Here is a 12,831-nt window from a genome sequence, read left to right on the forward strand (position 1 = left end):
GACCCTCCCAGCCTACGGGGCGGGGGTGACAATCCGGTCCCGTCTCGCGGGCAGCCGGACGTCCACCTCCACCAGTGCGTTCGGCACGGTCCCGAACCGGGCGGCGTGCGGGCGGTGCGGGCGGTCCTGGTAGCCGTCGAGGATCAGCCGGTTGCGGTTGAGGCAGAGCCGCTCGATCCGGGGCAGGAACAGGTCGAACAGCTCGAAGCGCTCGCGCAGCTCGGGGAAGCGGTCCTGGTGGCGGCGGATCTCGGCGCGCAGCAGGGCCCAGAACTCGGTCTCGGGCAGTCCGGTCTGCGCCTCCAGCAGCGGGGCGAGGTAGCGGAAGACGCCGATGAACAGTCCGGAGTGGAGGAACTGGCAGAGCCCCTGCGGGCGCTCCCGCAGCAGTACGTCGGCGACCTCGGCGGGCAGGTCGCGCAGCTCGGGCAGGTCCTGCGAGCTGAGGTTGACGTCGTCCACGAAGTCCTTGACCGCGAGCCGGGTCGGGGTGTCCCGTTCGTCGAAGACCACGATGGCGTTCTCGCCGTGCGGGGAGAAGACCAGCCCGTACCGGTAGAGGAAGTGCAGCAGCGGCGGCAGCATCGCGGCGAACAGCCGGCCGGTCCACTCGGCCGGGGTGAGGCCGGAGCGGGCGATCAGTTCGGCGGCGAGCGCCCGCCCGTCGGAGCCGGTCTGCAGCAGGGCGGCGAGGGTGCGGGCCCGCTCGCCGCCGTCCAGGCAGGGGCCGAGCGGTTCGCGCCAGATCGCGCCGAGCAGTTCCTTGTACTGGTACGGCGCCTCGGGCATCTCCCGGTACAGCGGGTGGTCGACGGTGACGGAGGCGATCTCGCCGAGCAGGATCACCCGGCACTCGTCGCGCAGGAACGGGTCGGCGTCGCGCAGGCCGTGCAGCCAGGCGGTGACGGCGGGCGCGGCCAGGGTGCGTTCGGTGGGCAGGCCGCGCCAGACCAGGGTGTTGAGGATGGACAGCGGCAGTTTGACGGTGCAGCGCTCGGGGCGGGCGGTGTTGAAGAAGGAGCGGATGGACTGCTGGGGCAGCCGTGGGGCGCCGTCCGAGGGCAGCGGGACGATCTCACCGGAGGCGATCCAGGGCGCGAACAGCGGCAGGATCGTCTCGTCCCACTGCCAGGGGTGGACGGGCAGCAGCAGGTAGTCGTCGGCGTCCGGGCCGAGCGCGGCGCGCAGCGCGTCCACGTCGTCCAGCTCGCGGGCGTACAGCTGCTCGGGCCGCTCCAGGCCGGGCACGCCCCGGTACTCGGCGAGCCGGCGGTGGACGGCGATCCAGGGCAGCGGGCGCGGGCTGCGGGCCTCCGGGCTCCAGCGGGCGGCGTCGGCGGCGGAGAAGCCGATCCGGCCCTTGTTGGGGACGATCCAGGGGTGGCCGCCCTGCCGGCCCTCCAGTGCGGGGTGGTCGAGCTCGGCGAGTTCGGCGGCGGTGAGCGCGGTGGCGAGCTGGCGGGCGTCGGCGGTCAGGGTGGCGGAGAGCTCGCGGATCAGGTGGGCGGTGGTCTCGCCGCGCATCCCGAGGGTCTGCCGGGCGTACGGGAGGAAGCGCAGCGGGTCCAGGCCGTCGGGGCGGGAGCAGCGGACGGATTCCGGGTCGACCTGCCAGCCGTCGTAGGCGCCGCGCCGGGCGGTGAACCGGTACTCGGCCTCGGGCAGTTTCAGCAGGTACTCGCCGTCGAGGGCCCCGGGGACGGGTTTGAGCAGTTCCTCGTAGGCGAACTCGCCGAGCATCTTGGCCAGCAGGGCGCAGCCGGCCCGCTGCCAGTGCCCGGCGGTGAGGTGCGGGGGCAGGTAGAGCGGCGGTTCAGCGGCCGACGGTTGCGGCACGGGTCAGCTCCTGGGGGCGAGGGAGGACGGGGGTCAGGTCGAAGGGGGCGGGGACGGGCGGTGCCGGGACGGGCGGTGCGAAGCCGGTCCACGCGGTGCGGTCGGGCAGCCGGTGGACGGTCCGCCCGGTGACGGCGTTGAGGATCACGGCGGCCCGGTGGGCGCCGAGCCCGAGGTCGGGGGTGCCGACGCCGTGGGTGTGCAGTTCGGCGTTCTGGACGTAGAGGCCGCCGGTGAGCCCGGGCCGGGTGGCGACGCGGTGGTCGAGGTCGACCCGGTAGCGTCCGGCCTCGTCCCAGTCGATCAGGTCGGCGAGCGGTTCGAGGGCGGCCGGGCGGGCGGCCCGGTAGCCGGTGGCGAGGACCAGGGCGTCGGTGCGCAGGACGTGCTCGGCGCCGGAGTCGGTGTGCCGGCAGTGCAGTTCGAGGCCGCCGCAGGGGCCGGGGCGGGCGTCGGTGACGGCGGTGCCGGGGGTGATCTCGACCGGGGCGGTGTCGATCGGGCGGCCGATGGTGCGCTCGTAGAGGTGGTCGTGGATCTCGGCGAGGGTCTCGGCGCTGGCGGCCTTGTGGAGCTGCCACTGGGCGGTGACCAGGGCGTCCCGGACGGGGCCGGGCAGGCCGTGGAAGTAGCGGGTGTAGTCGGGGGTGAAATGCTCCAGGCCGAGCTTGGAGTACTCCATGGGCGCGAGCGCCCGGGTGCGGGTGAGCCAGCGCAGCCGGACGCCGTCGCCCTCGTGGCGGCGGAGCAGGTCGAGGAAGACCTCGGCGCCGGACTGTCCGCTGCCGACCACGGTGATGTCCCGGGCGTCGGCCAGGTCGGCGCGGCGGTCCAGGTAGTCGGCGGAGTGGAAGGCCCGCGGATGGCCGGCGAGGCCGGCGAAGGCTTCGGGCAGCACCGGGCGGGTGCCGACGCCGAGGGCGAGGCTGCGGGCCCGTACGGAGGACCGTCGCCCGGTCGCGGTGTCGGTCAACTCGACCCGGTAGAACGGGGCGTCCCAGTGCAGGGCGGTGACTTCGGTGCCGAAGCGGCAGTTGGCCAGCCGCTCGGCGGCCCAGCGGCAGTAGTGGTCGTACTCGCGGCGCGGCAGCTGGAAGCGCTCGGCAAAGTAGAACGGGAACAGCCGGTCCTGTGCGCGCAGGTAGTTGAGGAAGGACCACGGGTTGGTCGGGTCCACCAGCGAGACCAGGTCGGCGAGGAACGGCACCTGCATCCGGGCTCCGTCCACCAGCATCCCGTGGTGCCAGCGGAACTCCGGGCGCTGGTCGCAGAAGAGCGTGCGCAGTCCGGGGACGGGCTCGGCGAGCGCGGCGAGCGAGAGGTTGAACGGACCGATGCCGACGCCGAGCAGGTCGTACGGCGGCGGCGATGCTGGGGTGTCCACGGGGTGTCCTAGGCGGGGTCGGGGCCAGGCAGGTCGGGGCTGGGCAGGTCGGGGCCAGGCAGGTCGGGGCTGGGCGGCGGCGCTGGGCAGGTCAGGGGCCGGACGGGGGCTGGGCGGGCCGGGGCGCCCGGACGCGCACCATCAGGGCGGCACGCTTGTCGGGCAGGTCGAGTTCGGCGGCCGCGCGGAACCCGGCCCGTTCGAAGGCCCGGACCGAGCGCCGGTTGCGGACGTCCGGTTCGGCGACGACCCGTTCGCAGGACGGGCGGCGGCGCAGGATCCGTTCGGCGAGGGCGGCCAGCAGGACGGCGCCCAGCCCCCGGCCGCGACTGGCGGCGGGGCCGAGCAGCAGGTGGACGCCGGTGTCGTGCGGCCGGGCCGGGTAGTGCGCGGCCAGCGGGTCGAGGTCGGCGCGGTAGACCTCCCAGTAGCTCATCGGCTCGCCGTCGAGCAGGCCGAGGCAGGGGACGCTGCGGCCGTCGCCGTCCAGCTGGGCCCGGACGTGCCGGCCGGTGGTCTCCGGCGGCCCGGCGAGCTCCCAGAAGGCGGCGACCTCGGGGTCGTTCATCCACCCGGTGAGCAGTTCCAGGTCGGCGGGCAGCCGGACCGGGCTGAGCCGGAACTCGCCGGCCGGGGTGGGGATCGCGCCCCATCCGGGCAGGTCGTCCAACATCAGCCACCCGCCACCGGGTTGGGGATGTCCACGTAGACGGACTGGCTGGCGACCGGGCCGACCAGCTCGTCCATGCCGTTGATCCGGGTGAGCAGGTTGGCCTTGCAGGGCAGGGTGGGCGCGTCCAGCAGCAGCCCGGGCAGGGCCGAGCCGGTGGCGGCGACCTGCGGCCCGGCCAGGAACCGGCGCAGCGCGGCCAGCAGCACCGTTTCGTCGGCGAGCTGCTGAGAGCCGAGGGCGCCGATCAGGCCGAGGACGTGGTTGATGCCGAGGTAGTAGGCGAAGTGGTGGTCGATCACCGGGTCCGGCAGGAAGGTGTCGCTGTCGGAGCCGAGGCCGGGCAGCCGGGCGGTGAGCCGCTCGGCGGCGCTCTCCCGGTAGTAGTAGCCCTGGTTGTCGCGGTAGCGGCCGCCGCTGGGCCAGCCGTCGCCGTCCAGCAGGACGAGGCTGTTCTGCTGGTGCGCCTCCAGGGCGATGCCGCCCCGGCCGTCCAGCCACAGGATGGGCAGGACGACGGCGTCCAGGTAGCGCAGGAACCATTCGGCGGCCACGGTCGGCAGCGGGCGGCCGCAGCGCGCGGCGAGCGTCCGCAGGGTGTCGCCCAGCCGGGAGGGCACGGTGTCGCCGGTGCCGAGCGGCTGTTCGGCGACCAGTCCGGCGACGCACAGCGCGCGCTCGGCGGGCGCGAAGGGCTGGGCGCGCAGCACGGTGTCCAGGCCGCCCGGGTCGCCGAGCGCAGGGTGGTCGACGCCGATCCAGGCCGGGTCGCGGACGATGTCGAAGCCGGGGTGGGCGGCCCGCCACTCGGCGGCCAGCCCGCTCTCCAGCAGCCGGTGCATCTCCAGGCCGCGGTGCAGTTCCTTGCGCAGGTTCTCCCGGCGGGAGTTGGTGATCCGCAGGCCCAGCGAGAGCTTGAGCATCCACGGGGTTCCGGGCCGGTAGACGGTGCGGACCGAGGAGGTGGGGTACCAGGGCTCGCCGGCCGGGCCGAGGTCGTGCAGCAGCCCGTCCGCGAGCAGGGCGGCGACGGCCGGGCGGTGGGTGAGTTCGCGGGCCTGCCAGGGGTGCAGCGGGAGGGCGGCGGTGCCGGGCGGCAGCGCGAGGCGGCCGTCGAGCAGGCCGGCGGTGAGCTGTTCTGCGCTCTCGGTGACGGCGGATCCCGCGGCGAGCAGTTCGCGGTCCACGGCGTACCAGTGGAGTCGGAAGGAGCCGTGCAGTTCGGGCGAGTAGGCGGCGCTCTGCGCCGGGCCGAGGCCGTCGCGGCTCTTCGGGGTGGGGTGCAGCGGGTGGCCGAGCAGCAGGGACTGCTCGGCGGCGAGGAAGTGCGAGCGCTCCGGTCCGCCGGGCGCGGCGGCGGTGCGGCGGTGGGCGAGGATCTCGGCGGTGCGGACGACCGAGTCGGCGACCCGGCCGGCGAGGTCGGCGACCTGTCCGGGGTCGGGCCGCTCGGCGGCCGCGGCGGCGAGCAGCGCGGCGGCGGTGACGGCGTCCACCGGAGCGTCGGCGCCCTCCCCCGCGACGCTGCCCTCGCCGACCGCGAGGGTGGCCGGGCCGAAGCGGTGCCAGCCGCCGGGCGACCAGTAGCGGACCGGGGCGGTGAGCCGGGCGGCCCCGCCGAGGACGGCGATCCGCAGTCGGCCGTCCGGCCCGGGCCGGGCCCCGGTCTCCCGCGTCCAGCAGCGCAACAGGGCTTCCACGGCGGCCTGTTCGGCGGCGACGACGGGATCGGGGTGCAGCAGCGGGTCGGGTTCGGGCCGGCCCTGCGCGCTCGCCTCGGGGCGCTCGGGGTCCGGCACCGACTCCCTGCCCCGGCCTGACGGTTGGGGGGTGCCCCTGCTCTCCGGTGTTCTCCCCCCACCGTCGGCCGGGGGTGTCCCCACCGCCCGCTGGTCGCTCGTCGCTTTCGGCGTCGGCGCGCCCTTCGGCTCCCGAGAGGGCTCCGTCGGCTGCGGCGGTTCGGGCGGGGCTCCGGTGAGGGCGGTGCTCAAGGCTGCTCCTTGGGGCGCGTGGGGGTGCGGACGCGCACTGTGGTGGGAGGGGGTCGGCGGGCGCTCGCACCGTTCGCGTCAGGTAAGGGTTACCTATCCCTGAGGGGTGATCACAAGGACGGCTCACTCGTCCGGGTGAAGATCGGGGATTGTCCACCACCGGGGCGAAAAGGCCTGCTGCGCCAGCGAGCCGACCGGGCCGCATCACGGATCGGTGACCTCCGGCCGGCGCCGCAACCCGGGGGGTGGGCACGGCCGTCCTCGTCTGCGGTGGAAGACTCCAGGGCGGCGGGCCGCCGCACCACGGTCCGGCCGCGCACGGTCGGCCCGGCACCGACCGGCCCCACGCCGACCGCCCGACCCAGCACCGACCGACCGAGCACCGACCGACCCGGCACACACCGAGCCGCCGCACACCGACCCGGCACCGACCGAGCCGGCACCGACCGACCGAGCACAGGGGGAAGCGCACAGATGCCTACGATCCACCGGTCAGCCCTGGCCGCCGCCGCGGTCGCGGGAACCCTGCTCGCCGTGAGCGCCTGCGGGCCGGACGGCCCGGCGGGCGACGGGGGAGGCAGCGCCGCGCCGCCGCCCTCCTCGGCCGCGGCGAACGGCGGCACCGGCGGAGGCGGTGTGATCGGCGGGATCACCCTCCCGTCCGGTCTGCCGACCAGCCTGCTGGAGGGCCTGCCGAGGACCTGGGACGACCTGAAGAAGTGGAAGTTCGAGGACTGGGACACCTGGGCGTCCAAGCACGTCTTCAACAACCCGGTGGTGAAGGACTTCTGGGACCCGGACAAGATGGGCGACTCCAAGCCCGCCGAGCCGGCCCCGCCCGCCGCCAAGCCCTCCCCGGCCACCCCGAAGCCCGCCACCGACGACGGCGTGACCGACCCCGAGCCGCCGACGGTCAACGCCGTCGCGATGCCCCGCCCGTACACCAAGCAGCCCTCCGGCAAGGTGTTCTTCTCCGCCAAGGGCGGCCGCGGCAACTGCTCGGCGACGGTGATCGCCGACCCGCAGCACCCCGGCAGGAGCAACCTGGTCTGGACGGCCGGCCACTGCGTGCACGAGGGCAAGGGCGGGAGCTTCTACAAGGACCTGGTGTTCGTGCCCGCCTACAACAACTCGGGTGCCTCCAGCGGCGGCAAGCGCGCCCCGCTGTCCGAACTGGCCCCGCTCGGCACCTGGTGGGCCGACCAGGTCACCACCTCGCCGCAGTGGATGGTCGAGGGCGGCGGCACCGGCGACGCCGCCAACCAGTACGACTTCGCCGTCATGCGCGTGCACAACCAGAACGACACCGGCAAGTCCCTGGAGGAGACGGTCGGTTCGGCCGTGCCGGTGTGGTTCGACGCCCCGCGCGACAAGGTCAGCGTGTCGGCCGTCGGCTACCCGCTGCTCAAGCCGTTCGACGGCCAGGAGCTGTACAGGTGCGACGGCGGCAAGCCGACCCGGCTCTCCTTCGACGCCAAGCGCCCCACGATGCTCACCATCGGCTGCAACATGACCCAGGGCTCCAGCGGCGGCGGCTGGTTCGCCACCATGCCCGACGGGAGGACCGCCCTGGTCAGCAACACCTCGATCGGCACCGAGGGCCACACCTCGCTCAGCGGCCCGTACCTGGAGACGGTCGCCAAGCAGGCCCTGGACTGGATCTCCAGGAAGCAGTAGCCGCCACCGGGGGGCGGTACGGAAACACCAGCACAGCACGGGGGACGATGCAGCATGCCGAGAACCACCAGCCGCGGGCGCCGGGCCAGGACGGCCGGCGCCGCGCTGCTCGCCGTGACCGCCCTGGCGGCGGCCGCCTGCGGTCCGGACGGTCCCGCCAGGCCGGCCGCCCCGCCCCCCGCCCTTCCCACGTCCGCGCCCACCAGTCTGGGCGACCTGACGGGCTGGAAGCTGGAGGACTGGACGAAGTACGTCGCCGACAGCCGGTTCGCCAACGAGACGGCCCCGGGCTTCTGGTCGGCCGCCCGGATGGACGCCGCCAAGCCCCGGCCCACCCCGGAGTACTCACTGACCGCCCCCGCCGCCCCCGGCGTCGAACGGGACGCCCCGCCCGCCGCCGTCCCCGCCAAGCCGCAGCCGCACCCGTACGGCCAGGCCACCGCCGTGGTCGGCCGACTCTTCATGACGACGCCTCAGGGCGACGCCACCTGCTCCGCCACCGTGGTCTCCGACCCCGCCAACCCCGGCCGCAGCAACCTCGTCTACACCGCCGCGCACTGCCTGCACGACGGCAGGGGCGGCGGCTGGCTGAGGAACCTGGTCTTCGTGCCCGGCTTCAACCGGGACGGCCAGGCGAGCCACGGCAAGCCGTACTCCGACGCGCAGGCCGCCCCGTACGGCCGGTGGACGGCGGTGCGCGCGATGGTGTCGCCGACCTGGCTCCAGGAGAGCGGCGTCGGCGCCCACAACCAGTTCGACTACGGGATCCTCCGGGTGCGCGCCGAGAGCGACTCCGGCACGTCCCTGGAGGAGACGGTCGGCGGCTCGGTCCCGATCTGGTTCAACGCCCCGGCCGACCAGATCACCGCGGCCGCCGCCTACGGCTACCCGGCCGAGCGGCCCTTCGACGGCATGGAGCTGGACCACTGCGACTCCCCGGTCCCGCCCGCCCGGATCTCCTTCGACCCGGCCCGCCCGCCGATGTACGTGATCGGCTGCACCATGACCGCCGGCTCGAGCGGCGGCGGCTGGTTCATCACCAGGGACGGCAAGCCCAACCTGATCAGCGTCGGCGCGATCGGCAACCGCAACCCCGCCGGGTACCAGGCCGGACCCTCGCTGCAGGACCAGGCGAAGCAGGCCTTCGACTACTTCGCCAAGAACGTCAGATGACCCCCGGCGGAGGCCGGCCGACCCCCGTGGAGCGTGACCCGGCGGAACGCGGAAGGGCCCCCGGGACCGTCGCCGGTCCCGGGGGCCCTTCCCCGCGCTTTCGCCTGCGCTTCGGCCTCAGCCCCGCAGGGCCACCGTGAAGTACTCCAGCTCGGCGGCCAGCTCGGCCGGCACCTTGGCGTGCAGCAGCGTGCCCTCGCCGGTGTGCTCGGTGGAAAGCAGCTCGCCCTCCGCGTGCACCCGGGAGACCAGCGCGCCCTGGGTGTAGGGCACCAGGACCCGCACCTCGACGGCCGGTCGCGGCAGCTCGTCGTCGATGAGCTTGAGCAGCTCCTCGATGCCCGCGCCACTGCGGGCCGACACCACGATGGCGTGCGGCTCGCGGCGCAGCAGGCGCTGCAGCACGTGCGGGTCGGCGGCGTCCGCCTTGTTGATCACCACGATCTCCGGCACGGCCTGCGCGTCGACCGAGACGATGACCTCGCGGACGGCGGCCAGCTGGGTCTCCGGCTCGGGGTGCGAGCCGTCCACCACGTGCAGGATGAGGTCCGCGTCGGCGACCTCCTCCATGGTCGAGCGGAAGGCCTCGACCAGGTGGTGCGGCAGGTGCCGGACGAAGCCGACGGTGTCGGCCAGGGTGTAGACCCGCCCGCTCGGGGTCTGGGCCCGGCGCACGGTCGGGTCCAGGGTGGCGAACAGCGAGTTCTCCACCAGGACGCCCGCGCCGGTGAGCCGGTTGAGCAGGGAGGACTTGCCGGCGTTGGTGTACCCGGCGATGGCCACCGACGGCACCTGGTGGCGCCGGCGCTCCTGGCGCTTGGTGTCGCGGCCCTTCTTCATGTCGGCGATCTCCTTGCGGAGCTTCGCCATCTTCTCGCGGATCCGGCGCCGGTCGGTCTCGATCTTGGTCTCACCGGGACCGCGGGTGGCCATGCCGCCGCCGGACGAGCCGGAGCCGCCACCACCCATCTGCCGGGACAGCGACTGACCCCAGCCTCGCAGCCGCGGCAGCATGTACTGCATCTGCGCGAGCGCGACCTGCGCCTTGCCCTCCCGGGACTTGGCGTGCTGGGCGAAGATGTCCAGGATCAGGGCCGTCCGGTCGACGACCTTGACCTTGACCACGTCCTCCAGGTGGATCAGCTGGCCGGGGGTGAGCTCACCGTCGCAGACCACGGTGTCGGCGCCGGTGGAGGAGACGATGTCGCGCAGCTCCTGCGCCTTGCCGGAGCCGATGTAGGTGGCCGCGTCGGGCTTGTCGCGGCGCTGGATGACGCCGTCCAGCACCTCGGAACCGGCGGTCTCGGCGAGCGCGGCGAGCTCCGCCATGGAGTTCTCCGCCTCCTCCAGCGTGCCGTCGGTCCAGACGCCGACGAGCACCACGCGCTCCAGGCGGAGCTGGCGGTACTCGACCTCGGTGACGTCTTCGAGTTCGGTGGAGAGGCCGGCGACCCGGCGCAGGGCGGCGCGCTCGCTGCGGTCGTACTGGTCGCCGTCGTAGTGGTGGTCGAGGTCCTCGTCGATGGCCGCGAGGTCCTCGTCCATGAGGGCTTCCGCCCGCAGACCGTCAAGGCGGCGCGGAGCGTCGGCGTGGTCGCGGGTGTCGAACGTGGAGGTCATTCTGTCCTTTGGCTGCTGGTACGGGTGGCCTTCGGGGACCGCCGCGCGGTCCCTTAAGGAGTGTGCCCAGCTGCCGCCCCGGCTACCGTCCGGGCGGGGTGAGCTACCCCTCGGGTCCTCGGCTGCCACCGGGGCTCCTGTGCCCTGTGAACGCCGCGGACCGGCCGTGAATTCCCCATGATGGTCGCACGCCCGGCGCGGGCCGGTCATCCCATTTCCGGTGCGGCGGCGCCGGAAGCGACCGGTCCCGCCCGGTGGCACGGAACGCCTAACCGACCTCCGGGGCGTGCGGGCGGCTGACGTCGTACACCCCGGAGACCCGCAGCATCGCCCGCATCAGCCCGGGCAGCGCGCCCGGCTCGGGCAGTTCGACGGTGTAGGTGTGCCGGACCCGCGACTCCTGGGGCGGCTCGACCTCGGCCGAGACGATGCCGACGCCCGCGGCGGAGATCGCCGCGGTGAGGTCGGCCAGCAGCCGGGGCCGGTTCAGCGCCTCGGCCCGCAGGGTGGCCCGGTGACCGGCCGCCGGGGCGCCCTGCGGCTGCCAGTGGACCTCCAGCGGGGCCCGCCCGTCCGCCCGCATCCGCTCTCCCGCCGGGCAGCCGGTGCGGTGGACGGCCACGGCGCCGCCGCGGATCGGGTAGCCGGCCACCTCGTCCGGCGGGACGGGCGTGCAGCAGCGCGCCAGCCGTACGGCCGCCCCGGGCCGGCCGGTCACCGCGACCGGGGCGGCCCGTTTCTCGGCGGTGCGTCGGCCGGGCGGGGCGGGCTGGGCTCCGGCCGGGCCGGTACGGACCGCCGGCAGCCGGGCGGGCGGGTCGGCCAGCCAGCGCTCGATGGCCAGCCGGGCGGCGGGGGTGTGGGCGTGCGCCAGCCATTCCGGGGAGGGGCCGGAGGGCTGCCCGCCGCCGGCCGGGAGGGTCTCGGTGAGCACCGCGATCAGGTCGCCGTCCTCGAGCACGGTGGAGAGCGCGCTGAGCCGCCCGTTGACCCGGACGCCGATACATCGGTGGCCGGTGTCCTCGCCGAGCAGGTAGGCCGCGTCCACACAGGTGGCTCCGGCCCTCAGCTGAAGCGTTTCGCCGCTCTCCGTCACGACGGTGATCTCGCGGTCGCCGGCCAGGTCGGCGGTGAGCGCGGACCAGAAGGCGTCCGGGTCGGGCGTGTCCTGCTGCCACTCCAGCAGTCGGCTGAGCCAGCCCGGCCGGGCCGGGTCGGTGCGGTCCAGCTCGTCGGTGTCCTGGGCGGCGGCGGCCGGGGACGGGTCGCCGAGCGCGACCACCCCGGTCTCGGCGACCTCGTGCATCCGGCGGGTGCGGACCAGCACCTCGACCACCGCGCCGCCGCTCAGTGCCACGGCGGTGTGCAGCGACTGGTAGAGGTTGAACTTGGGCGCGGCGACGAAGTCCTTGAACTCCCCGGGCAGTGGCGTCCAGCAGGTGTGCAGTTCGCCGAGCACGGCGTAGCAGTCCGCGTTCTCCTCGACGACCACCAGCAGTCGCCCGAAGTCGGCCGGCCGCGGCGCCTGCGGCAGGCCGTCCGGCCCGGGCGCGCCGGACCGCTTGAGCAGCACCCGGTGCAGCGAGACGCAGTGCCGGGGCCGCACGGTCACCTCGGCGGCCACCCCGGCCTCGGCCAGGTGCCGGGCCAGCTGCCGGGCGAAGGGTTCCAGCACGGTGTCCGGCTCGGCCTCGTGGTCGGCCGTCAGGGCGCGGGTGCGGGCGTGCTCCTCGGGGTGCAGGGTGGCGAAGACGATGTCCTCGAGCTCCGCCTTGAGCACCTGGATGCCGAGCCGCTCGGCCAGCGGGATCAGCACGTCCCGGGTGACCTTGGCGATCCGCACCTGACTGGCCGGCTTCATGTGCCGGATGGTGCGCATGTTGTGCAGCCGGTCGGCCAGCTTGATCACCATCACCCGGACGTCGTCCCCGGTGGCGACCAGCATCTTGCGGAAGGTCTCGGCCTCGGCGGCGGCGCCGAAGTCGACCTTCTCCAGTTTCGTCACCCCGTCGACCAGGTAGGCGACTTCGGGTCCGAATCCGGCACCCACCTGGTCCAGCGTCAACTCGGTGTCCTCGACCGTGTCGTGGAGCAGCGAGGCGACCAAGGTGGTCGTCCCGGCGCCGAGTTGGGCCAGGATCATGGTGACGGCCAGCGGGTGGGTGATGTACGGCTCACCGCTCTTGCGCTTCTGGCCGCGATGGCTGGCCTCGGCGAGCCGGTACGCCCGGGCGAGCAGGCCGAGGTCGGCCTGCGGGTGGTGCTGCCGGTGGACCCGGACGAGCGGTTCCAGGGCGTCCGGCACGGGCGGCCGGCCGGTGGCCAGTAACGCGGCCCGGCCGGCTCGGCCGAGGGCGGCCCGGCCGAGCTCTCCGAGGGGCCTCCTGGCCCCGGCCTGCCGTACGGTCGTCGGCTGCCCCGTCAGGGACTGCCCGGCTTCGATGGTCATCGGCACCTCCGGCAACGTCGCCGGGCGCGGC

8 protein-coding genes are annotated in these 12,831 nt (G+C 74.5%); 2 read left to right on the forward strand and 6 right to left on the reverse strand.

The window, feature by feature from the left end; translation table 11 throughout:
* Positions 1 to 12: 12 nt before the first annotated feature.
* From ACZ51D_RS37600 to ACZ51D_RS37615, 4 genes are all read right to left on the reverse strand, one after another.
* The gene (locus ACZ51D_RS37600) at positions 13 to 1,836 is read right to left on the reverse strand and encodes an IucA/IucC family protein (RefSeq protein WP_465623193.1); all 1,824 of its coding nucleotides are present in this window, start codon (positions 1,834 to 1,836) and stop codon (positions 13 to 15) included.
* Positions 1,814 to 3,220 carry a lysine N(6)-hydroxylase/L-ornithine N(5)-oxygenase family protein gene (locus ACZ51D_RS37605; RefSeq protein ID WP_465623194.1) on the reverse strand — a complete coding sequence of 469 codons (1,407 nt, stop codon included), beginning with the start codon at positions 3,218 to 3,220 and terminating at the stop codon, positions 1,814 to 1,816. The genes ACZ51D_RS37600 and ACZ51D_RS37605 overlap by 23 nt, the downstream gene beginning before the upstream one ends.
* A 91-nt stretch (positions 3,221 to 3,311) precedes the next feature.
* Complete coding sequence (locus ACZ51D_RS37610) at positions 3,312 to 4,001, reverse strand: GNAT family N-acetyltransferase (RefSeq protein WP_465623250.1); 690 nt, start codon at positions 3,999 to 4,001, stop codon at positions 3,312 to 3,314.
* Positions 3,893 to 5,881, reverse strand: a complete 1,989-nt coding sequence (locus ACZ51D_RS37615; protein ID WP_465623196.1) for an IucA/IucC family protein — start codon at positions 5,879 to 5,881, stop codon at positions 3,893 to 3,895. Before ACZ51D_RS37615 ends, ACZ51D_RS37610 begins: the two co-directional genes overlap by 109 nt.
* Positions 5,882 to 6,355: 474 nt before the next feature.
* On the opposite strand from ACZ51D_RS37615, the gene ACZ51D_RS37620 reads away from it, so the two are divergent.
* A complete protein-coding gene (locus ACZ51D_RS37620; protein WP_465623197.1) occupies positions 6,356 to 7,558 on the forward strand; it encodes a trypsin-like serine peptidase in 1,203 nt (400 codons plus the stop codon).
* Between the two features lie 54 nt (positions 7,559 to 7,612).
* Entirely contained in the window at positions 7,613 to 8,731 is a 1,119-nt protein-coding gene (locus tag ACZ51D_RS37625) for a trypsin-like serine peptidase (RefSeq protein ID WP_465623199.1), read from the forward strand.
* Between the two features lie 117 nt (positions 8,732 to 8,848).
* Here the strand turns inward: ACZ51D_RS37625 and hflX are convergent, their stop codons facing one another.
* Both hflX and ACZ51D_RS37635 read right to left on the reverse strand, forming a co-directional pair.
* Complete coding sequence (hflX, locus tag ACZ51D_RS37630) at positions 8,849 to 10,351, reverse strand: GTPase HflX (protein WP_360505198.1); 1,503 nt, start codon at positions 10,349 to 10,351, stop codon at positions 8,849 to 8,851.
* 268 nt (positions 10,352 to 10,619) lie between these two features.
* Positions 10,620 to 12,800: a RelA/SpoT family protein gene (locus ACZ51D_RS37635; RefSeq protein WP_465623201.1), complete on the reverse strand. Its 2,181-nt coding sequence runs from the start codon at positions 12,798 to 12,800 to the stop codon at positions 10,620 to 10,622.
* Between the last annotated feature and the right edge of the window lie 31 nt (positions 12,801 to 12,831).

It is taken from the genome of Kitasatospora sp. NPDC033851 (assembly GCF_055576085.1).